Source organism: Streptomyces sp. Ag109_O5-10 (assembly GCF_900105755.1).
GTDB lineage: Bacteria > Actinomycetota > Actinomycetes > Streptomycetales > Streptomycetaceae > Streptomyces.
Genome location: NZ_FNTQ01000001.1, coordinates 3,043,013 through 3,064,225, shown reverse-complemented (window position 1 = coordinate 3,064,225; position 21,213 = coordinate 3,043,013). Strand labels below are relative to the sequence as shown.

The window sequence follows — 21,213 nt, the reverse complement described above, 5'->3', positions numbered from 1 at the left end:
GAAGGACTCCGTTCCTCGACGAGGACCAACCAGGTGGCCTGCTGTTCGGCCGGGACCGGCGCCCCGGCGCCGCAGCCCGGACGGTCAGCAGGCCACTTCAGTCGCGCCATCAGCTCGGGAAGCTCGAGCCTCCTGGCCCCGGCCGCCCTGCTGACCTGAGACCACGGCTGTCGGCTACCGGTCAGTGACCTACTGGGGAAGCGGCTGACGGCGGAGGTTGGCGACGACGGCAGTAGTCCGGCCGGCCGCCGCTCTCCTGACCCGCTGCAACGCTCCAGCCACGGGAGAGGTGGGGCCGTTTCGTCGCTGCCCCGACTTGGTCCGGATATCTGGCACGGGCTGGGGGTACCCGCCTCACAGCATGGCCCATGGCCGAGTCCGGTACGCGGCGACAGCAACGGAGAACCAGATGAAGGCCCGCCCATCAGAAGCCCCGCCGCCCGCGCCGGTTCCAGCGGATGAGCAGCCCGCCGAAGTCCTCTCCGGCCGCTACCGGTTGGGCGCGCGAATTGGATCGGGGGGCATGGCCGACGTGTACGAGGGCGTTGACACGCGCCTTCGGCGGCCCGTGGCCGTCAAGGTGTTCCGGCCCGGCACGGACCCGCAGACGGAGGACCGTCTCACCGCGGAAGCCGTCCTTCTGGCCGGCCTGCAGCACCCGGGACTGGTCACCGTCTACGACGCCGGCCGCCACGGCGACCGCACCTACCTGGTCATGCAACTGATAGAGGGTCCCACGCTGCGCAGCCTTCTGGCGTGTGGAGCGTTGCCTGAGCGGCGTGTGGTAGACGTGGGCGCCGCCCTCGCGCGGGTGCTGGCCTATGTCCACCGGGCCGGCGTCGTGCACCGAGACATCAAACCGTCGAACATTCTCCTCGACGCGGCCGGTGCTCCTCACCTGGCTGATTTCGGCATCGCGCGCCTGGCCGACGCCACCCGCCATACGGCGCCGGACGTGCTGATAGGCACCGCCGCCTATCTGGCACCTGAGCAGGTTGAGGGCAGGCGTATCGGGCCGGCCGCCGACGTCTACGCGCTCGGCCTGGTCCTGCTGGAGTGCTTGAAAGGCGAGCTGGAGTACCAGGGCACCCCACTGGAAGCGACAGTCGCCCGCCTGCACCGCCCACCCCAAGTCCCCGCCTGGCTCCCCGCGGAACTCGCAGCCCTGCTGCGGGCCATGACCGCCCAGGACCCAGAGGTCCGCCCGGACGCCGAGCAGTGCGCGCAAGCCCTCGCCTCCCGGCACGCCGGACCTGGTCCGTACCCCCTGCCGCTCTCGGCGCCCTCCGAGGCGCGCCTTCCGACGCCGCCGGCCGCTCACCCCGGAACGGAAGAGCACATACGATCTCAGGAGGCGGCAGTCACCCGGCGCAACCTCCTTGGCGGCACTCGCCGCAGCCGCCGCCTGGCAGCGAGTACGGCCCTGGCCCTTTCCGCGGTCCTGGGCGCGACTCTTGCCGTCGCATCGAGCATCAGCGGAAGCGACGACGGGGCAGCGGCGACGCCCGCCGATACCCTCTCGCACCAGCCCTCCGGTACGGCGACCGCCAAGAGCGGGCCCGACGCCCTCCCACTCACCCGATCGCACGGGGCTCAGCCCCCCTCTGGGGCATCCGGTGCGTCTGTGGCAACCGGAGCTCATGTCCAGCCCGTCTCCAGGACACGCGGCGCTTCTGATCCGGCGGCTGCCCCGAGCTCGAGCCGCAGCGCCGCTGCACCGCCCGCGAGCTCGGGGCCGCCCGGATCGGCGTCACCACCGCCACGATCCGTGCCGCCCGGAGCCGGGGCCGCCGGCCCGACCCGGACGTCACCTGCGGAGACGCCTACCACTGGCACGACGCCCCCATCGCCAAGGCCCTCGAAGGGCGGCGGCGCCACCGGCGCACCGCCCAGCCCGAGCCCGACGCCTTAGAGCTCGAGCACCAGACCCGCCGCGCCGTCACATGCTCAACCTTCTAGGGGCACACCCGCCTGAGGAGTTCGGTCCGAAGCGGGTGGACTCGGATGATGCTCACCGTCTTCCCTGTATGGCTCGACAAGGGGAGGCCGCGGGATCGTCTTTCAGGACGAGGCCGACCAGTCGATGATGCCGCCGCGTGCCAGAGTCTGGGGCCGGTTCGGCTGCACCCCGGTGGTGCGGATCCGAGGCCGGCTATCCGGACGGGTCTCGACGGCAGCAATGGTCTGCTACAGGCGAGGGGAACGGTCGCGGCCGATCTACGCCGTCCGCGAGTACCACGGCCGCAAAGGCGAACCGAAGGGCTTCGGCTGGCGCGATCTGCGGGACCTGAGAAGGCATCTGGTCGCTGGTCAAGCGAGAGGTCGACAACCTCGCCGCGGCCAACCTCGCCCAGATCACCAAGGCCGTCGAGCGCAGGCTCAAGCAGATCCAGTACCGACTGCCGCCGGCAGTCGCGGCTTCGCCCCTCGCGAGCCGGCCGTACGGCCTCCGCCACTCGGCGCTGTCGACGTGGCTCAACGCCGGCGTCTACCCGACCGAGGTGGCCGAGCGCGCCGGAATCAGCGTTGAGGTCCTGTTGACCCGGTACGCGAAGTGTCTCGACGGACGGCAGGACGTTGCCAACCGACGTATCGAGGACTTGCTTCGCGAGTACGAGTGAGATCCGTTGCTTGTGCCTGAGGCCCCTGGGATCCTCCAGGGGCCTTTTCGCCGGACCAGGCGTTGGCTGTTTCCACTCTTCCTCAGAGCCTGGGGCGAGAGCGCGAAGTCAGGCCGGATACTAGGCGGGCTCGGACGATTGGGCGGTTGTCCCGCTTGCCTCGTCGGCACGCTTGAAGGTCATCACCCAGCGCTCCCTGGGGCGCGACGGATCCTCGTGGATCCCGGCCAGCTTCCATCCCTCGGACTCGATCACCGCGGTGTACCGGTCCTGGATCTGCTGACTGGAACTGGCCAGTCTGTGAACGTAGGTGGTTTCACCCTGCTCCCGAGCCGCGATAGCGCCCTGAGCCATGCGCTTACGCCCCCACTTTTGCAAGATCCCCACGACAGCCCCCTCCCCGCTTGGTCAGGCCCCACGGCCCGATCACGGGCACGATAGCGGGACGTCGCCTCCGCTCCTGATCGGGGTGCGGGCCTTGAAATGCGCCGATACCGAGGAGCCCACACCTAAGGAGAACAGCGCCCCTGCCGGACAGTGCCGCCTGAGTGGCCAATCGCATGAGTTCGGGCGTAAGGCGCCCAGACTCGGTGTGGTGGACTGACCGACTGGGAGCCGCGTCCTCCGGGGCTTACCTGCGACGATGCTCCAAGATCCCGTCCACGCCTCGTCTACGGACCTCGACATACGGCCGCTTCGGGCCGCACACGCCTGCACATGCAAGAAGACCCCGGCCTCAGCGTTTCCGCTGGTGACGGGGTCTTTGGGCACCTTATGAAGGGTGCCCCCGGCAGGATTCGAACCTGCGCACACGGCTCCGGAGGCCCCGTCTCTCTGTCGCATCACAGCAGGTCACAGGCTCTTGATGAGATTGATCGGCCTGGCCTGTCCACAAGTAGTCCACGGACCGGAAGAAGCGGGCCCCAAGTCGCACAAGGGTTCGGAGATCCCCCACCCGTGTGCGTCTCCGAGGCCTGTTGGACCATTCGTGAGCCGGGCGGTCAGGATTCGATATGGACTGCGAGGCACAGCCGATGTATCTACTCCGCGGAATCACCGCGGATGCTGTTGGCGATATCGACCAGTGAACCCTGTCCGGCAACGAACCAGCGGCGGGTTCCTTGCACCGCTTGCGGTCCCGACTTGTTGGCGTGCCGGAACATCTCCACTACGAGTGCACTCGGGGAATAGCGTTCACCATTCCATTCCCACAGAAGCACCTTGCTTCGGTTGCTCCTGCTTACAACCCACGTTGCGGATCCACGGCGCCGATCTTCCGCGATCCACTTGGTCAAGGCCCGGCGTTCCAGATCGGTTACAGGCCGGAACTCCAATCGAGTTCCCTCCGCGATGGCACCTGCGTCTACAATCACAGTGACTGCATTCGCTTGGCGCGCTCTCTTCTCCCGCTCCGCTGACTGGTACTCAGGAGAAAGTTCTGGTGTGGACTCCCGAGAGAGCAAGCCTTCGGCGGCACTCTCTGCAATATGTGCATAGCGCTGAGCTGTGCGAAAAACGCCACCAACCTGAGTGTTACCTCTGTCGAGGGCATACATAGCCCATCGCAAGGCAGCCTCGACCGAAGCGGGGATCAGCTTCAGCATCCTCGTCCATTCGCCTTCTGGGCACGAGGACCAGTTTTGCTGCTGACGGAAGACAAGGTGAGTGATCATGTACTCACCCTGGTCAACGAAGGCTCCCGCGCGGCTCTCTAGGCTTTGCTGGAGGGGGACCAACGCCTTTCTCACCGCTCGCAGCAACTGCACGGCTCGCCACACCCTGCGAGCATCCGGACGACGGAATATCTTGGTGTAGATCTCATCCTTCCACAAAAGGCTGGCTTCGGACTTCGCCTGAAAGGAGATCTGAGGGTCTTGGTGCGCACAACCCAAGGCGATCGCCGCTTCGACCATGTCGCATCCATCTGCAGGCGCCGGAGGTGTTTCTCCGCGCTTAATGACGTAAGTCTTATTAAGCGTGACGTCGAAGTCATAGCGGAGCCGCGTCTGAATATCATCGAGGGCGCGAAAGTCTTGCTCGGCCACTCCGTTCTGAGTATTGGTTGCAATTGTTACCTGGCGGTCGAAATTATCCGGCGTCCCCTTGAGCGGGATAATGCGTACATGGACACGTGCACGCGCGACGGACTCAGCCGACCGTTCGGCCGCCTCATGCAGGGATGAAACCGTCTGGGCGCCGTTCACCACACTCGCGCCGGATAGCTCAAGGTCACCACGCGGGCCGACATCGAGCTGGTCGCAGAGCACAGTGATGCCATTGTGAAAATACCAAAAATGTGTGGGCTCGCGGAGCACTGTCTCCACCAGCCCAGAGTTGATCTTTGTGAGCCCCAGAGGAAATCGAATGTTTCGCTGGAAGAGGCGATGCCGATGTTCCGCGTACCATCCTGCGACCTGGTCAGCGGTGAGCGTTCCGTAGTAAGCCAAATAGGGTTCGCCATGAAAGCGAAAGTCGGGCATCCGTGCTTTCAGGTCAACTCTCGGATCGTCCAGCCCCGCACGGAGAGCGCTAATGAAGTGTTGCAGCAGAAGGGGTTCGACTCGAAGAATCTCCTGAGGGTCGTTGTACTCGTCTTTTAGATCCTCGAAATCCTGCTGGGCTGGCGGCAGTCCCCGATCCCCGGCCAGGGCCGGCACGATTGTTATCTGCACGCGAGGATTACTCAAGGCATAATTCAGGGCGGGGACCATGGGCTGGAGTTTGTTGTTGAAGCGGTCATATTGGCCGCTCACCAGCTTTTTGAGGCCTTCCTTAAGGGCGAAAAGGGCCTTCTGATCGAAGGACGCGTCGGCGGTTTTACTCCATTTGGCCTGGATGATATAGATATGCGGGGCGTCTGCGTCCACCGCGACAGCATCAATCCCCTGATCATCGAAACCGTCGATGACGCATGCCGCGGCTTGCTCACGGTCGAGACCCGTCACCTCAAGCACAGCCAACGCTGCCAGTGCACGGCTGAGGAAGGCCGGCCGAACAGTCTTGTCGTCCCGCCCTTCCAAGTCAGTCATGTCGATCAGGCCGTCAAACTGCTCGTTCAGGGCCGCCTCGAGCTGTCGAATTTGAAGGTCCTTCATGCTCGCCCCTCGCACTCTGCAATGCTGAACAGATCAACAGCAGCTACGGCCGTCGTGCTGATCTCGGACAACGACTCTAGGCTCACGCCTCGGCCGTCTCCTTGGCCTCCAGTGCGTCAGCAACTGCCGCGAACTCCTCCAGAGCCGCAGTGAGGTCCTCGACGATCTCGCGCGCGATGACATCGGGGGCAGGTAGGTTGTCCAGGGCCTCGAGGGACTCGTCGCGGAGCCAGGTGATGTCGAGGTTGACCTTCTCCCTGCTGAGAAGCTCCTCGTAGGTAAACGCCTTGAACCGCTCGGTCTCCACCCGCTCCTTGCGCGGCCGCCCCGGCTTGGCACACGCGACGAAGTCGTCCAGGTGCTTACGGGTGAGCGGGTTCTGCTTGAGTGTGAAGTGCTGGTTGGTCCGCAGGTCGTACACCCACGTCTCAGCGGTCCACGGGGTCTCGCTGGCCGGCTTCTTATCGAAGAACAGCACGTTCGCCTTCACTCCCTGCGCGTAGAACACCCCCGTAGGCAGACGAAGGATTGTATGCAGGTCGAAGCTCTTGAGTAGACGACGACGCAGGGACTCCCCTGCACCGCCCTCGAATAGGACGTTGTCCGGCAACACCACGGCGGCACGGCCATTGATGTCCAGGATCGTCATGATGTGCTGTAGGAAGTTGAGCTGCTTGTTGCTCGTGGTGACGGTGAAATCTGAGCGCTCGATCTCCCGGTCCTCGCGTGCTGCCTTGCCGTCGGCGCCGACCATCGTGATGGAAGACTTCGTGCCGAACGGCGGGTTGGCCAGCACGACCGACCATCGCTTGCCCGGGTCGGCCACGAGGGCATCCTTGACCTCGATCAAGGACTCGCCCTTGGCGTCGCCCATTCCATGCAGCAGCAGGTTCATGGCGCCCAGGCGTGCAGTACCGTCCACCAACTCGACGCCGTGTACGAACCCACTTCGCAAGTGGGCGCGCTGCTCGGGGTTCATGTGCGCCGCATCCTTCGAAGCATACGCGTGAGCGCCCAGCAGGAAGCCTCCAGTTCCGCACGCCGGGTCGATGACGGAGTCCTCCACGGTGGGCTTCACGACCTCGACCATCGCGGAGATGATCGAGCGCGGCGTGAAGTACTGGCCCGCCCCAGAGCCCTTGTCACTCGCCCCCTTGGACAGCAGGGACTCGTAGGCATCACCATTGATGTCACCGCCGCCCGACCAGGTCTGCTTGTCGATCAGATCGTGGACGAGACGCTTGAGGATCGCCGGATCCTGCACCCTGTTCTCCGCCTTGCGGAAGATCGTGCCCAGCATGCCCGGTTGACGGCCCAGCCCCTGGAGGATCAGTGTGTACTCCGCTTCCAGTGCCGCGCCGTCGGAGTCGAGCAGGCGTTGCCAGGAGTACTGCTCTGGGATGATCTGCTCGGGCTTCAGAGCTCGGTTGGCACGCTCGTGCGCCATCTTCAAAAACAATAGGTAGGTCAGCTGCTCGGTGTACTCCAGCACGCCCACTCCGGCGTCTCTCAGTACTCCCGCGTACGACCAAAGCTTGTCGACCAGCTGACGAGTCTCCGTCACGAAATGTGTCCTTTCAACCCAGGGCACATGCCCTACAAGATCAATAGATGCTAAGCGGCAGACATTGAGCCGTCGTTGACAGTAACTGATTTCTCAGCATCAGAAAGACCCGACCCCAGGGTTTCTGACTCGGCGTCGACCACGGCAGCCCTTTCTTCGACTTGCCCCGCATCAAATGCGGCTCCGGTCAGGCGCCCCGAAAAAGCAGCGGCCAGAAGTGACCGGCGGAGGTTACTTGCCCTCTTCAGCCCGGCCGAGGTGCTGGCCTCCAATGAGCTGGCCTGCTCAAATGCCTGTTGACAACGTGCGACCATATCTTCCTGCTGCTTGGTGGTCAGGCGCGGGACAGTGATCGACAGCAGTGCTTTCTGAGAAATGTTGCGCATCGAGTCCTTGGTGCCCGTGGCCAGGTCAGAGATCTGCTGACGAGACTTGGGAGTTTGGAGCACCTTGTGAAGCCACGCGGCGTCGACGCCATCCTTGGGTGTGATGCGAAGGCTCTTGTCACTCAGCAGGAGGCGCGGACGGGTATCGCCGACCAGCACGCTGGCACCGACGTAGGCAGAGGTGTTCGCGCGGCTAACCAGCAGGTCGCCGGGCTTAACCTCGTATTGCGGGTTCGCCTTCTCCGCCGGGATCATCTTGTTCTCCTCAGGCCGGAAAGTACCCCAGGTCATCGCACTGACCTTGATGATTCCCCACTCGCCCAGCGCAGCCGGAGGAGCAGAGCTTCCCAGCGACTTTCCCGCCTCGATCGATTCCACGAGATCAGCGAGGCGAACCAGTTCACCGCCGTAAGAATCGAGCATGGCCTGATGGTGAGACCTCTGGAAGGAGACTGTCCTGCGGAACGCGGCGTCGAGATAGTCGACGCCCGCGTCGAGGCGGGAGAGGTGATCCTCCAGCAGATCGACAATTCGCTCTTGCTCTACCAGCGGAGGGACGATAGCAGGCCATGCTTTAAGCGTTCCTTGTCCGATGTTCGGCTGCGCCGCTCCCTTTCCGGCTCGCACCAGTTCCTCGCGCTGGGACATGAGGTAGTAGAAGAGGAATTTGGCAGTAACCTTGTCACTCGGACGAGCGGCCGCGATCGCCTGGTTCGTCGTCAAGGGCACGCCAGTTAGACCAAGCTTCCCGATCGAGGCGCCGTACATCGCCACTAGCACGGATCCCTTGGGCACCCACTTCGCCGAGGAGTTGTCCAAACCGTCCTGCGTGATCGTGCCAGCGGTTTCGACGAGCAAACCGTCGTTGAGGTCGCCGATGACAGCCCAGGGGATGTCGCCGCCGTAGAAGTCTTTGCGTCCAGACTTCGGTGTGCCCCCGCTGCTCCAGGCCGCGATCTTTCCGAGCGTCGTCTGCTCCCATCCTTTGGGCAGTCCGGCATCGGTCACGCGGTCAACTCCTTGTTCAGGGTCTCCAGAATTTCACCGGCTTGGTTGCCCAGGTCGCGAAGAGCGCCATCAATACCACCGCGCTCGTCGAACGGGGCGCCGTCGAGCTGGTCGACGTCGATCCCGGCCGAGGACGCGATCACGTTCGCCATGTTGTCCAGCCACCATCTCTGCGTATCAGTGAAGACGACGCCGGCCTGCTCCTGCTGCAGGAGCCAGCCCTGATACCGCTCGCGCACCTTGTCGGCGTACGGCACCAGCTCGTCGTCACCCGCAAGAGTAAAGCGCAGAAGGGACACCAGATCCGTGGTCTGGGCCCTCGCGTTCCGTCGCACGCGGCCCTTCTCGACCTGCTCGTGCGCCGCCCAGAGACGCTGAGGGGTCCACCGGTGCGGCGGGCGGGCGATACGGTCGGCGAGCTCCTTGATCTGCTCGAACGTGCTGCCGGTCGGCCTGTCACTGGCGTCCGCGGCCTGCTGCAGGACCTGGATCGCGCTAATCTCGCTGCGGTGCTCCTCCAGGTAGGCGCGCCAGTCGTCGACGATCTCGCGGGCCTTGTCCTCCTCACCCACCCCGTACGCCTCGATCAGGGAATCCGGGTTGGTGTCATCGATGATCAGATCGTGCTGTCGGCGCAGCTCGAGGATGCGCGTACGCAGCTCCGGGTTCGCAGCCAGAGGCTCAATGGCTTTCTCGATCAGCTCCTCGACCACCTGATCACGCTCGGCCTCGTTGCCGACAGCGGCGAGCGCTTCGGCATGGACCTGCGGATCGCAGGCCTCGACTAGATCCTTGACGATCGCCCTAAGAGGCTGCCCGGCGACCTTGGCGAGCTCAGCCCGCTCGGCCGGAGTCACCTGGAGCTCCAGAGCCGCCAGACGGGAAGCCAGGGTCGCGGTCTCGTCCTCGGTGATCGTCAGGGAAGCAGCCTTGCCCAGCAGCTTCTCCAGACTTACTGACTTGGTGCGCATCAGCGGCGGATCCACGAAGGCGTGCTCTGTCACGCCCACAGCGTCAACGATCACAAACCGGGTCTTCTCCTGCGCAGCCGCGCAGGTCTGGGCGTCCGGGGTCACGGCCTGGAAGTCTGCCTTCGCGATCGTGCGGGCGCCCCGCCCTTTCATCTGCTCGAAGTACTGTGCCGAGCGAACATCACGCATGAAGAACACGCACTCCAGCGGCTTCACGTCCGTCCCGGTAGCGATCATGTCCACCGTGACCGCGATCCGCAGGCTCGCGCTGGTGCGGAAGGCTTGAAGATGCCCCTCGGGGTCCTTGGCTTGGTAGGTGATCTTCGCGGCGAAGTCGTTGCCCTTGCCGAACACCTGACGCACCTGCGTTACCACCTCCTCGGCGTGGGCGTCGTCCTTGCAGAAGATCAGCGTCTTGGGCACCGCGGTGCGGCCCGGGAAGATCTCTGTGAACAGCCGATCACGGAAGGCCTGCAGGACAGTGCGTATCTGGTTGGGATTCTGCACCGCCCGGTCCAGCTGGGACTTCTTGTACTCGAGCTCCTCGTCGATAGCTTCAATGCGCTGCACCCTCGTGCGGCGGTCCACCTTCGGCACGAACGTGCCGGCCTCGATCGTCGAGCCGTTCTGGGAGACCTCCGTCTTGATCCGGTAGATGTCGAAGTCCACGTTCACGGCGTCGGCCACGGACTCTGTGTACGTGTACTGCGAAACGAGGTTCTGCCGGAAGAACGCGAACGTCTGCTTGCCCGGCGTGGCCGTCAATCCCAGCACGTGGGCGTCGAAGTACTCCAGCACGCCTTTCCAGGCCCCGTATATGGAACGGTGGGCCTCGTCCACGATTACCAGGTCGAACGACTCCGGCGGCATGTCCGGGTTGTAGGCAATTTCCACCGGTGCGTCTGGCACGAAGTCGTCCAGGCTCGGGTCATCGCCCTCGGGAATCTCTTTGCCGCGCAGCACCGAGTACACGCGCTGGATCGTGGAGATCACCACGTCGGAACTGGAGAACATTCTGCCGGACTTGAGGCGGTCGACCGCGTACAGCTCGCTGAACTTCCGGCCGTCGTCCGGGGTGACGTAGTTGCTGAACTCGGCCGCGGTCTGCTTGGCCAAGTTGTTGCGGTCCACCAGGAATAGCACCCGCTTGAACCCGGCGTGCTTGAGCAGCCGGTAGGACAGCGTGACGGCGGTGTAAGTCTTGCCCGCACCCGTGGCCATCTGGATCAGCGACCGGTCCGCACGTTGTGCGGCCAAGGACTTCTCGGTGTTCTCGATTGCGTCGACCTGCGCCGGGCGCAGAGACTCCGTGCTCAGCGGCGGCATGTGCCGAACCTTGGACCGCCACGTAGGGAGGGCTGGGTCGTCGGTCGCTTCCCGGACGATGCGGGCCAGCGTGGACGGCTTAGGGAAGTTGAAGACCTTGCGGGCACGCGGCGCAGGGTCGTACCCGTTGGTGAAGTGCGTTTCCGATCCCGAGGCCTCGAAAACGAACGGCAGACGCTCCCCAACGATGTGAGCGCGCTTGCGGTGCTCGGCCGGCAGGCCCGTGGCGTACATGGCCGACTGCCACTCCACCCCGGAGAGCGTGGTTCCCTGCGGCTTGGCCTCGATGACCCCCACAACTTTCTTGTTCACGTACAGCAGGTAGTCCACCCGCCCGTGCCCCGGCGCCATGATCACCTCGCGTACCGCGATGCCGTGCACACCCGGCTCGCCCGCGAACAGGTTCATGCCCTTGCGGTCCTGCACCGCCCAGCCCGCCACGTGCAGCTGCTGGTCGATCAGGAGCCGCGCATGCGCCTCGGCAGGAAGACGGGAAGCATCCTCGGATTGCAGGACCACGCGAATCCCCCCTTGACGTAGCTGCCCCGCGAGGCACTCCGCCTTCAGCTCGCCCCATACCTTCAAACATGCATCACGTTAGCTTCACAAGCGGTTGCTGTGATCGAACTTCTTCAAGTTGATCAGTAGACATCCGGGCTCTGCTGCGGACGCGGACCAACAACCCGCAGGTTGGCTATGGTGGACTTTGCCTGTGGCGGAGAGAGCCGATCGCCATGCTCGCTGACGCCTCGCTGCCGTGCCGTCTGTCCTCGTCCCACACATAGTGGTACCGGGCGTGGCCTGGCTGGACAAGGTGGAGCGCCTCGCCGGACGTCCGATCTGGTAGGCCACAACTGATCAGCGGCGGACGTGACCTGCGGCCGCTTACGGGATCAACGCTCTGACCTGCTGCTGAGCTGTCGGCAGCTGTCGACGTTGGTCACCATTGAGCGCCCTTCCACGGCCCGAGGACGGCCCGGGAGGGCGCTCACTTGCCGGTCTACTGATCACCGGTCCGGCTGACCAGCGGGACAGAAGAAGCCCACGGCTCTGACCAGTTCAGATGCCGTGGGCTTCTGTCGTTGTCGGTCGGCGTCGGCTGACCTCGCACGGCCCGGAGACGGCCCGGGAGGGCACTCATGCTTTGGGGTACGGGCGTAGGCGCCACGTCAGCCAGGCGGGGAGCTGTACCCGCCGAACGTCGGTGCCGCATCAGTGTCAGTGGGGACTGGTACCTTGCGGGCCTCATCTCGTATGCAGATTGGGTGACTTGTGGGACTAGTTGATGACATCAGTGCGGCTGTCACGAGCGTGGTGTGCTCGGACTGGGACATTCGCAAGGGCGCCGTGGTGCCGACCACTGAGGACGTGAAGCTGAGCAACGGAGCGGTGGAGGTGGATGCGGTCTACCTGTATGCGGATCTGGCCGACTCGACTGGTCTCGCCCGGGACTTCACTCGAACCACGGCCGCGAAGGTCATCCGCGCCTACCTGGACGCCACCTGTCGCGTTATCAAAGCCCGCGGCGGGCAGATTCGGAGCTTCGACGGCGACCGTGTCATGGCCGTTTTCATGGGCGATAGCAAGAACAGTGAAGCCGCCAAGTGTGGGCTACAGATTAATTACGTGGTGGACAAGATTGTACGCCCCAAAGTGGAGGCGAATCTGTCATCGATCACCACGAAGGGATTCGAGATCAAGCATTGCGTGGGTATCGACTCCGGCACTGCCCTGATTGTGCGAGGCGGTGTACGTGGTCACAATGACCTTGTGTCGATCGGTCGAGCTCCTAACGTGGCGGCAAAACTCAGCGATATCCGCAACGGATATTACCGAACGTACATAACCGGGCCAGTTTTCAGGATGTTGAACGAAAAGTCGAAGTACAGTTCCGGCGAGAAGAAGCCGATGTGGGAAGGCCCATACCAGCGTGAGGTCGGCGGCGAGGAGATCACGGTGTACAAGTCGAGCTGGTGGTCCAAGCCGTGACAGCTTCCGATCCGCGCGAGACGGCGTGGCGTATCCACACGGCCATCGGGGAGTGGACAGCGCGAGTGGACGCAAAAGCGTCCTTCGCCCTGACCTTGGAATCGGCGGCTCTTGCGGGCATCGTTGCCCTCTCGGACAACGGGCATCGCTTTTCACGCCTCCACGGTTACGGCATTCGCGGGGTCGTCTGGGCTGGGGCTTTGCTGATCCTGGCGGGCGCGGTCCTGGCGATTCTTGTCGTCGCACCCCGGCTGCGGTCCGTTAAAAAGTTGCGAAGCGAAGCGCCCGAGAATTTCATTTACTTCGGACACTTGCAATTCTGGGATCCGGCCACACTTGCCTTGAAGCTTCAGCAGGAGGATACCCTCCCCATTTTGAGTAGCCAGCTGATAAACACGAGCAAAATAGCCTGGCGCAAGCACCGGCTCGTGCAGCTATCGTTCTTGCTCGCGGCCGTCGGAGGTGTCCTGGTTCTGATCGCGGGGCTTGTGGTTTGACCTGCTAGATTGAAACTGACAGTTGATGACAGGTACGAGGTCGGTGTAGCGGCTTTGGGCTGGAGCTGATTTGGCGCGAGTGATCATGGCCCATTACGCTAGCCAGCGGATCGGGCAGGTTTGTGAGCCTGCCCGTTAGTGCCCGATTTTGGGCCATGATCTTCGAGGCTCGCGCCAAATTGGCTGCCTAAAGCCGTGGAGCCGACCGGCCTCAGCCACAGAGGGTTTTCTCTACTTTGCCCGCTGCACGTAGCGCGCCGCCGGGCGCGGCCAGCCGGGGCGCAGACAGGAGGCAGGCCGCGCCGCAGAGGCGGCGCGCCCGCGCCGTGCGCGGGCCTTGATGAAGTAGGGAAAGTTCTACCGCGCCCCTTGGCGACACCTTGGCGATCAGCAGCGACGGCCAACCACCTACGGATTTTCGTATGTGTCGCTACGCTGGAGCGGATCAGCATCACAGGACGCAGGGAGCGTGCTCACAGGATGGGACCGAAGTCGGAGCGGGTCTATCTCACGATTCGCGAGTGGATCTCAACGGGCAAGTATCAGCCTGGCTCCAAGCTCCCCTCTGAGCGCACCCTGTCGGAAGAGCTGAGCATCGGCCGTACGGCACTTCGTCAGGTCCTGGCCAAGCTCATCGCCGAGGGTGCCATCGAGGTGCACGGCCGTAGCTCGTACCGCGTGCCGGACCGGTCCGTGAGCACAGAGACGCCAACAGACGTGGAGCCGTGGCAGATTCACGGTGAGCGGACCGTGTACGACAACCGTTGGGTGAAGCTCAGTCTCGTGGACGTCGAGCCGCCCGGCGTTGAACGCTTCGAGCATCACGTCGTGCGGCTTCATCACGTCGCCATCGCCGCCGTCCTCGACGACCAGGACCGCGTGTTGATGCTCTGGCGCTACCGCTTCGTCCCCGACTCGTTCGGCTGGGAGCTGCCTGGCGGGATCGTCGACGATGGAGAAGACGCCGCACAAGCCGCTCTGCGGGAAGTCGAGGAAGAGACTGGCTGGCGGCCGGATGCCCTGGAGCACGTGGTCACCTATCAGCCCATGGTCGGCATGGTCGACTCGCCTCACGAGATCTACGTCGGTCAGGGCGCGAAGCTCGTCGGAGAACCGACCGACCTCGAAGAAGCGGGGCACGTCGCCTGGGTGCCTCTCGCGGACATTCCCGGGCTGATGGCCCGCGGTGAGCTCATGGGCTCAGGGACGCTCGTGGCTCTCCTGCACGTGCTCGCCTCACGGGGCGCTGGAGCCGCGCCTACAACTGCTGCGTGAGCTGCTCGATCCGGCGCCGATGACGCACTGATCCGGTACGACTCGCCAGCAGTCGGGCCTGCCGCAGGTGTTCGTGCGCCTGGTCGTATTCACCGCGCGCCATGTGCGCCTGGGCGAGATCACACCGCAGCCCCGCCGACGCTCGTATGAAGGTGGGGTCTGCGGAATCAAGGGCGTCGTACAGACTCGTCACCGCTTCGTCGTCGCCAATCAGAGCGAGTGCGTTACCGCGCCACCTGCTGAGGTGCCCCTCGTTCAAGAAGATGCTCAGCATGTCCGCGTCTCGGGCCTCCTCCCCCGGCGGCAGGTGTCGCATCGCGTTTTCCAGCGCCCGCCGGCAGTCGTCCGGCAACCCCGCCCGGGCGCAGATCTCGGCTTCGGCCGCGTACAACCAGGCCATGAGTCGTGGGGACATCGCCTTGCCGCCGACGCGTTGGGCATCCCGTATCAGCTGGACCGCGACGGAGGGCCGGCCCGCGTCGCACAGCACATACGCCTGCTCGGCCGTGGCGTGCGCGAGGTACATCGGCTCGTCGGCCTCCTGTGCCGCCCGCTTGCCCAACTCGTAGTGCCGCCAGGCTCGTTCCACGGCGCCCACATCAAGTGCTTGCCATGCGGCCAGCGTTGCAGCCCCCGCCAACGCGAGGGCGACTGGGCGCCGGGTCTCGGGAAGTACGGCGAAGGTGAGCGCGTCCTCGAGCTTCGCCAGGTGCCCCGTCATCGGGTCGACAAGGCTCGCGGCGCCCATCTGCCGGTCCATGGTCCTGAACAGTTCCGTCTGATCCATGAACGTCGTCACCATGGTGAGGCTGACGCTGCGGGCGGAGTCGATCCGGTTTATGAGTTCGTCGTATCCGTCAGCCACAACGGGTACGGCCAACGCCTCGGCCCTGCCGTGCAGTTCGTCGTCGGTGATCCCAAGAAGAGCGCGCAGGATCTTCGCGTAGCGGGCCGAGATCGAACGCCGGCCGTTCTCCCACTCCGAGACGTAGACGCGCAGGCTGGCCGTGGATGCGACGGTGAGCATGTGCTGATGCGCATGGCGTTCGATCTCTCGAACTAGCCGCTCCTGCGACCACTCTCGTGCGCTCCGCGCTGCCTTGAGTCCGTTCGTCACGTCGCCTCGCCCCGCCTGTGGTTGCCAAGCCCTAATAGCAGCATGCCTCACATCAGCGCAGGTCTGCAGGGGTTAACGAGCCGGGTGTTAACCCCTGTTGGCTACCGGGGCGTTGGCGGAAGCGGTTCTCTAGAAGCGTCGCAGGAAGGCGAGTTGGAGAGCCGGATCGGCGACAACGCTTGACATCTGGTGCGCACCAGATGCAACCTACTGGTGCGCACCAGATTGAAGCGCAAACGCCCGCGGCTTTGCTGCGGGCCATCCGTCAACGCACAGGAGCGGCGACCCACCGCCAAGCAAGTACGCCGCTCCCGCCCCTGAAAGGGAGTTCCATCATGCGTCAGATTCCCGTCGACACCACCAACGCGACCGTGATGGTCGCCAAGGCTCCGCAGCCGAAGGTCAAGGACCGCCGTACCGGTGAGATCGCCCTCGACAAGGACGGCGTGACCCTGATGACCGTGGAGGTCATGTTCTCCACGCCCGACGAGGTGGAGATCCTCAAGCTCACCGTTCCGCAGCCCGGCGTCTCCGAGGACCTGGCCATGGGCACCCCGGTCGCGCTGACGGGTCTGGTCGCCTCGGCGTGGGAGAACGAGTTCAACGGGCAGAAGCGGCACGGGATCGCGTTCCGCGCGGTCGCGGTCACCTCGCTCGCCGCCGCCTCGACGCCGAAGGCGGCCTGATCATGACCGCGTTAACGGTCGCCCTGGTGCTGGTCGTCGCTGCCGCAGTGATCCTGCGGTGGCGGCGCCCCGCCTGGTACTGGCTGGCCTTCGGTGCCGCCTTCGCCGCCCTGCGGGTCCTGGTCCGCTACACCTCCGTCATGGACGCCTGCGGGCTGACCGTCCCGCCCTCCCGCTGGCGCCTGGCCCTCGCCCGAATCGCCAACCGGCCCGTCCCCGAGTCCCGCGCCCCGCGCATCCTGCGGATTCGCCCCACCCGGACCGGCCTGGTGCTCCGTCTCAAGCTCCGCCCCGGGCAGGACGCCTTCGACGTCTCCACCGCCACCGACCGGCTGCGCCACTCCTTCTCCATGTACGGCGTCACCTCCCGGGAACTGCGCTCCGGCGTCGTCGAGGTCCGCATGACCGGCTATGACGTGCTCAAGCGGGTGCAGATGCCCGCCAAGACCGACACGGCGCCGATGCGGGTCCCGGTCGCCCTGCGCGAGGACGGGGCGGTCCACTACCGCGACTACCGGGCCGTCCCGCACGGTCTCACCCTCGGCGCCACCGAGTCCGGCAAGTCCGTCTACCAGCGCAACCTGGTCGCCGGTCTCGCCCCGATGAACGTCGCGCTGGTCGGCATCGACTGCAAACAGGGCGTTGAACTCTTCCCCCTCGCACGCCGGTTCTCCGCCCTCGCCGACAACCCCGACACCGCCCTCGACCTCCTCGAAGCCCTCGTCACCCACATGGAAGGCGTCTACCAGCTCATCCGCGCCGAACAACGGATCACCGTGAACGTCCCAGACGCGGAGATCGCCGCCGACATCTGGGACCTGCCCGACCACCTGCGCCCGGTCCCGGTCGTGGTCCTGGTGGACGAGGTCGCCGAACTCGCCCTGTTCGCCACCAAGGACGAGGAGAAGCGCCGGGACCGGATCATCACCGCCCTGGTCCGCCTCGCCCAGCTCGGCCGCGCCGCCGGAATCTACCTGGAGATCTGCGGGCAGCGCTTCGGCTCCGAACTCGGCAAGGGAATCACCATGCTCCGCGCCCAGCTCACCGGCCGCACCGCCCACCGCGTCAACGACGAATCCTCCGCCAACATGGCCTTCGGGGACATCTCCCCGGACGCCGTCCTCGCCGCCATCCAGATCCCCACCGACACCCCCGGCATCGCCGTCACCGGCGACTCCTCCGGCGGCTGGGCCCGCATCCGCGCCCCGCACACCTCGCTGCGCGAGGCCGTGAACCTCTGCAACAAGCACGCCGACCGCACCCCGCACCTGCCCGCCCTCGCAGCCTTCCGGCCCGCCACCGCGGCGCTCCCCTCGGACCGGGTGCCGCTGTCCAAGACAGCCCCCGCCACCGCCTGACCCTTCCCCGCTCCCCCCGGTCGGCGCGACCGCATCGCGCCAGGTCCCTACCCCCTCCATGCCCGAGGAAGGGAGAACACGCCATGTGCCCCGACTGCGACGACTTCGCCCGCACCGTCCTGATGCTCGGCCAACTTGCCCTCTACGCCGACACACTCGGCGCTGACGACGACTTCATCGAGGCCGTGGGCCCGTCACTGGCCGCGTCCCTGCCGGAACCGCCTCCCGGCACGTTCCCGCCCGGCTACGACCCCACCGACGGCCCCCACTACCCCGGCGAACCGTCATGAAGACCCGGCCCGCCCTCCGCGTGGACGCCGTCCTCATCCAGGCCGTCATCGCCGGAGCCCTCTCCTTCGCCCACCTGCACGATCTCGCCGACGCCGCCGGACAAGACGGCTGGAAAGCCTGGGCCTACCCCATCTCGGTGGACCTGCTCCTCGTCGCCGCCTGGCGACGGCTGCGGAGCGACGGCCCGTCCCGGCTGGCCTGGTGCTGGTTCGTCATCGCACTGTTCGCCTCCCTCGGCGCGAACGTCGCCACCGCCGGATTCCTCGACCTCGCCCACCCACCCGCCTGGCTGCGCTTCGGCATCGCCGGATGGCCCGCCCTCGCCTTCCTCGGCGGCACCCTCCTCGCCCACTCCACCGGAGACCGGGCGCCGGTTCCGCCGGCACCCGCACCCGAACCCGAAATCGACGTCGAACCCCTCCCCACCAACGAGCCGGAAGCCACCCCGGTCCCCGCGGCCGAGGAAGCCCCGGCCCTGCCCACCGCCGGACCCGCCCCGGCTCCGCCGGTCCCGGCCGCGCTGGTCGACCACGCCCGCAAGGTCGCCAGCGACCACCACGCCCGCACCGGATCCCGGATCGATACCGACACCCTGCGCGCCCGCCTCGGCGTCCCACCCCAGCTCGCCGACGCCATCGCCGCCCAACTCACCTGACCCGGAAGGACTGACCGACATGCCCGCCCGTGACCACTTCCACTCCGTCATGCGGATCGGCCCCGTGCAGATCGGCACCCACCGCGACCGCCACGGCCACACCAAGCACGCCGCCGTGTGCACCAACGACCGCTGCGGCTGGTCCGCCGACTACTCCAGCCAGTCCGCCGCCCAGCTCGCCGCCCGCACCCACCGCTGCACCGCCCGCTAAGGAGCCCACCCCGTGCAGGTCCCGCTCTGGCTCGCCCTCCTCGTCGTCGGCTGGCTCGGCATCAAGCTCATCCGCCCGCCCTGGTGGCTCGTCGCCGTCCTGCTCCTCGGCGGCTACCTCCTCGCCGACAGCCTGCTCGCCCCCGCCATCGACACCGCCGTCAAGTAACCGCCCGCGAAAGGAGAACCGCCATGCTCCGCCCCAAGATCCCGACCATGCCCCAACCCACCGGCCTGGTCACCCCGCCCGCCCGAGTCGTCGAACCCACCGCCGTCCTCCACCAGCACACCACGCAGGCCCCGGCGCCCGCCCCGGTCGTCTCTCCGGCCCCGGTCCCGGCCCGGCCGACCGTGCAGCTCACCCCCGGCGCCGTCATCGCCCTCGTCGGCAGCGGCACCGCCGTGGTCCTGGTCGTCGGCGCCGTCCTGGTCTCGATGCTCCTCGCCGTCGCCATCACCGGCGCATCCGTCGCGATCTGCGCCTTGGTCATCCGCTCGCTCATCACTGCCGAGGGCAAGCGCCGCTGACCGGCCCTCGGGCGGCCTCAACCGCCAAGTCTCCGCCGCCCGGGAGCCGTGCCCCATCCCGATCTCGCAACCGGAAGGAACCCCCAGCATGACGCACCGCACCCGACCGCCGTCCCGTATCTGCCCGGCCTGCGACGGCTTCGCCTCCGCCGCCATCACCCTCGGCGGCCGTGACCACCACGGCCACCTGCGCACCATCACGGCCCACTGCCCGGCCTGCCACGGCACCGGCACCGCCCGCACCACCCGAGCACGGGAGGCCGCGCGTGCCTGACCTGCTCGACCCGACCACCCTCGGCGACCTGCTGAGGGTGGCTTCGGCCGACGACTACGACCGCTGGCACGACCAGATCAAGCGCACCGGAGGATGCGCCGACCCCATCCACCTCACCGGCTGGACCCTCACCAAGGACAAGACCACTGGCGAAACCCTCCACCACTACTCCACCGAGAGCGAGCCGGGCGGACGCCTCCGCGTCGCCTGCGGCAACCGCCGCGCCTCCCGCTGCCCCTCCTGCGCCTTCACCTACGCGGGCGACACCTACCACCTCATCCGCGCAGGCCTCGCCGGAGACGACCGCCGCGACATCCCCTCCACCGTCCGCGACCACCCCCGCGTCTTCGCCACCCTCACCGCCCCGTCCTTCGGCCCCGTCCACAACCGGCCCGACCGAGGCGTTTGCCGCTGCGGCACCCACCACCCCGCGGCCGATCCCACGCTCGGCACGGCCCTCGATCCCGCGACGTACGACTACGCGGGAGCCGTCCTCTTCAACAACCACGCGGGCGACCTCTGGCAGCGCTTCACCAACCGCCTCCGCCGCGAGATCGCCGCCCGCGCCGGCCTGACACAACGGGAACTGAAGGAGTCGGCCCGGCTCTCCTACGGCAAGGTCGCCGAATTCCAGAAGCGCGGCGCCCTGCACTTCCACGCCGTCATCCGCATCGACGGACCCGAGGGACCCGACACCCCGCCCCCGTCCTGGGCCAGCGTCGGCCTCCTCACGGACGCGATCCACGCCGCCGCGGCGCACTCCTATACCTCGGTCTCCGCCCCGGCCGCCGATGACCAGCCCGCCCGGACCTTCCGCTGGGGCACCCAGCTCGACGTGCGCCCAGTGAAGGCCTTCGGCGACGGCTCCGACATCACCGAACAGGCCGTTGCCTCCTACGTCGCCAAGTACGCCACCAAGGCCGCCGAGAACACCGGCACCCTGGACCGCCGCATCGGCGAACTCTCCGAACTCGACCGCCACCAGGTCCCCGACCACACCCGCCGCCTGATCGAAGCCTGCAAGCAGCTCGATCCGCTCTACCCCGACCGGCGCCTGTGGGCCTGGGCGCACATGCTCGGGTTCCGCGGCCACTTCTCCTCCAAGTCGCGCCGCTACTCCACCACCCTCGGCGAACTCCGCCAGGCCCGCGCCGACTTCCGCGCCGCGCAGGAACGGCAGGCCCTCGGTCTGGAGGAGCGCGAGCCGGACACCGTCCTCGTCCTCGCCGACTGGCAGTACGCAGGCCACGGTCACACCCCCGGCGAATCCGCCCTCGCCGCCACCATCGCTCGCGACCTCCAGCACAACCGCGAAACCGCCCGCGAAGAACTCTCCGCTTTGGAAGGAGCCTGACGTGAAAG

At 66.2% G+C, this 21,213-nt stretch carries 19 protein-coding genes and 1 pseudogene; 14 read left to right on the top strand and 6 right to left on the bottom strand.

The window, feature by feature from the left end; genetic code table 11:
- Positions 1–361: 361 nt before the first annotated feature.
- On the top strand, positions 362–1,912 hold the full coding sequence (locus tag BLW82_RS45415) for a serine/threonine-protein kinase (protein ID WP_371131338.1): 1,551 nt from the start codon (positions 362–364) through the stop codon (positions 1,910–1,912).
- Between the two features lie 487 nt (positions 1,913–2,399).
- Positions 2,400–2,621, top strand: a pseudogene (locus BLW82_RS45410) (site-specific integrase); the annotation flags it as partial.
- Positions 2,622–2,741: 120 nt separating this feature from the next.
- Here the strand turns inward: BLW82_RS45410 and BLW82_RS13890 are convergent.
- The 5 genes from BLW82_RS13890 to BLW82_RS13870 form a co-directional block, all read right to left on the bottom strand.
- Entirely contained in the window at positions 2,742–3,008 is a 267-nt protein-coding gene (locus BLW82_RS13890; RefSeq protein ID WP_093499093.1) for a hypothetical protein, read from the bottom strand.
- Positions 3,009–3,661: 653 nt separating this feature from the next.
- Positions 3,662–5,716 (bottom strand): AIPR family protein, encoded by a 2,055-nt coding sequence (locus tag BLW82_RS13885; RefSeq protein WP_093499092.1) that lies wholly within the window; start codon positions 5,714–5,716, stop codon positions 3,662–3,664.
- 82 nt (positions 5,717–5,798) lie between these two features.
- Positions 5,799–7,280, bottom strand: coding sequence for a class I SAM-dependent DNA methyltransferase (locus BLW82_RS13880; RefSeq protein WP_093499091.1), 1,482 nt, complete (start codon positions 7,278–7,280; stop codon positions 5,799–5,801).
- 50 nt (positions 7,281–7,330) lie between these two features.
- The gene (locus BLW82_RS13875) at positions 7,331–8,674 is read right to left on the bottom strand and encodes a restriction endonuclease subunit S (protein WP_093499090.1); all 1,344 of its coding nucleotides are present in this window, start codon (positions 8,672–8,674) and stop codon (positions 7,331–7,333) included.
- On the bottom strand, positions 8,671–11,490 hold the full coding sequence (locus BLW82_RS13870; protein ID WP_256215787.1) for a type I restriction endonuclease subunit R: 2,820 nt from the start codon (positions 11,488–11,490) through the stop codon (positions 8,671–8,673). The genes BLW82_RS13875 and BLW82_RS13870 overlap by 4 nt, the downstream gene beginning before the upstream one ends.
- Positions 11,491–12,243: 753 nt before the next feature.
- Here BLW82_RS13870 and BLW82_RS13865 point away from each other — a divergent pair.
- The 3 genes from BLW82_RS13865 (at position 12,244) to BLW82_RS13855 (ending at position 14,732) form a co-directional block, all read left to right on the top strand.
- Positions 12,244–12,960, top strand: a complete 717-nt coding sequence (locus BLW82_RS13865) for an adenylate/guanylate cyclase domain-containing protein (RefSeq protein ID WP_093499089.1) — start codon at positions 12,244–12,246, stop codon at positions 12,958–12,960.
- Positions 12,957–13,457 carry a Pycsar system effector family protein gene (locus tag BLW82_RS45405; protein ID WP_177232939.1) on the top strand — a complete coding sequence of 167 codons (501 nt, stop codon included), beginning with the start codon at positions 12,957–12,959 and terminating at the stop codon, positions 13,455–13,457. The genes BLW82_RS13865 and BLW82_RS45405 overlap by 4 nt, the downstream gene beginning before the upstream one ends.
- 480 nt (positions 13,458–13,937) lie before the next feature.
- A complete protein-coding gene (locus BLW82_RS13855; protein WP_093499088.1) occupies positions 13,938–14,732 on the top strand; it encodes an NUDIX domain-containing protein in 795 nt (264 codons plus the stop codon).
- Here BLW82_RS13855 and BLW82_RS13850 read toward each other — a convergent pair.
- Entirely contained in the window at positions 14,716–15,759 is a 1,044-nt protein-coding gene (locus tag BLW82_RS13850) for a helix-turn-helix domain-containing protein (RefSeq protein ID WP_177232938.1), read from the bottom strand. The genes BLW82_RS13855 and BLW82_RS13850 overlap by 17 nt on opposite strands.
- 425 nt (positions 15,760–16,184) lie before the next feature.
- On the opposite strand from BLW82_RS13850, the gene BLW82_RS13845 reads away from it, so the two are divergent.
- The 9 genes from BLW82_RS13845 to repSA all read left to right on the top strand — a co-directional run bounded on the left by BLW82_RS13845 (position 16,185) and on the right by repSA (position 21,205).
- Positions 16,185–16,535: an SCO3933 family regulatory protein gene (locus tag BLW82_RS13845; RefSeq protein WP_093499086.1), complete on the top strand. Its 351-nt coding sequence runs from the start codon at positions 16,185–16,187 to the stop codon at positions 16,533–16,535.
- Positions 16,536–16,537: 2 nt separating this feature from the next.
- Positions 16,538–17,893: an FtsK/SpoIIIE domain-containing protein gene (locus BLW82_RS13840; protein WP_093499085.1), complete on the top strand. Its 1,356-nt coding sequence runs from the start codon at positions 16,538–16,540 to the stop codon at positions 17,891–17,893.
- 83 nt (positions 17,894–17,976) lie between these two features.
- Positions 17,977–18,183, top strand: coding sequence for a hypothetical protein (locus BLW82_RS13835; RefSeq protein WP_093499084.1), 207 nt, complete (start codon positions 17,977–17,979; stop codon positions 18,181–18,183).
- Positions 18,180–18,839: a DUF2637 domain-containing protein gene (locus tag BLW82_RS13830; RefSeq protein ID WP_093499083.1), complete on the top strand. Its 660-nt coding sequence runs from the start codon at positions 18,180–18,182 to the stop codon at positions 18,837–18,839. The genes BLW82_RS13835 and BLW82_RS13830 overlap by 4 nt, the downstream gene beginning before the upstream one ends.
- A 19-nt stretch (positions 18,840–18,858) precedes the next feature.
- The gene (locus tag BLW82_RS13825) at positions 18,859–19,050 is read left to right on the top strand and encodes a mobile element transfer protein (protein ID WP_069764280.1); all 192 of its coding nucleotides are present in this window, start codon (positions 18,859–18,861) and stop codon (positions 19,048–19,050) included.
- 12 nt (positions 19,051–19,062) lie between these two features.
- Positions 19,063–19,218 carry a hypothetical protein gene (locus tag BLW82_RS13820; protein ID WP_093499082.1) on the top strand — a complete coding sequence of 52 codons (156 nt, stop codon included), beginning with the start codon at positions 19,063–19,065 and terminating at the stop codon, positions 19,216–19,218.
- A gap of 23 nt (positions 19,219–19,241) precedes the next feature.
- Positions 19,242–19,577 (top strand): SpdD-like protein, encoded by a 336-nt coding sequence (locus BLW82_RS13815; protein ID WP_093499081.1) that lies wholly within the window; start codon positions 19,242–19,244, stop codon positions 19,575–19,577.
- An 88-nt stretch (positions 19,578–19,665) separates the two neighbouring features.
- Positions 19,666–19,851, top strand: coding sequence for a hypothetical protein (locus BLW82_RS13810; protein WP_093499080.1), 186 nt, complete (start codon positions 19,666–19,668; stop codon positions 19,849–19,851).
- Entirely contained in the window at positions 19,844–21,205 is a 1,362-nt protein-coding gene (repSA, locus tag BLW82_RS13805; RefSeq protein ID WP_093499079.1) for a replication initiator protein RepSA, read from the top strand. The genes BLW82_RS13810 and repSA overlap by 8 nt, the downstream gene beginning before the upstream one ends.
- The last annotated feature ends 8 nt before the right edge of the window (positions 21,206–21,213 follow it).

Coding starts and splice junctions, on each gene's coding strand:
- BLW82_RS13855 (WP_093499088.1), top strand. CDS start 13,938: ATGGGACCGAAGTCGGAGCGGGTCTATCTCACGATTCGCGAGTGGATC.
- BLW82_RS13835 (WP_093499084.1), top strand. CDS start 17,977: ATGTGCCCCGACTGCGACGACTTCGCCCGCACCGTCCTGATGCTCGGC.
- BLW82_RS13840 (WP_093499085.1), top strand. CDS start 16,538: ATGACCGCGTTAACGGTCGCCCTGGTGCTGGTCGTCGCTGCCGCAGTG.
- BLW82_RS13830 (WP_093499083.1), top strand. CDS start 18,180: ATGAAGACCCGGCCCGCCCTCCGCGTGGACGCCGTCCTCATCCAGGCC.
- BLW82_RS13825 (WP_069764280.1), top strand. CDS start 18,859: ATGCCCGCCCGTGACCACTTCCACTCCGTCATGCGGATCGGCCCCGTG.
- BLW82_RS13850 (WP_177232938.1), bottom strand. CDS start 15,759: ATGCTCACCGTCGCATCCACGGCCAGCCTGCGCGTCTACGTCTCGGAG.
- BLW82_RS13810 (WP_093499080.1), top strand. CDS start 19,666: ATGACGCACCGCACCCGACCGCCGTCCCGTATCTGCCCGGCCTGCGAC.
- BLW82_RS13815 (WP_093499081.1), top strand. CDS start 19,242: ATGCTCCGCCCCAAGATCCCGACCATGCCCCAACCCACCGGCCTGGTC.
- BLW82_RS13845 (WP_093499086.1), top strand. CDS start 16,185: ATGCGTCAGATTCCCGTCGACACCACCAACGCGACCGTGATGGTCGCC.
- BLW82_RS45415 (WP_371131338.1), top strand. CDS start 362: ATGGCCCATGGCCGAGTCCGGTACGCGGCGACAGCAACGGAGAACCAG.
- BLW82_RS13885 (WP_093499092.1), bottom strand. CDS start 5,716: ATGAAGGACCTTCAAATTCGACAGCTCGAGGCGGCCCTGAACGAGCAG.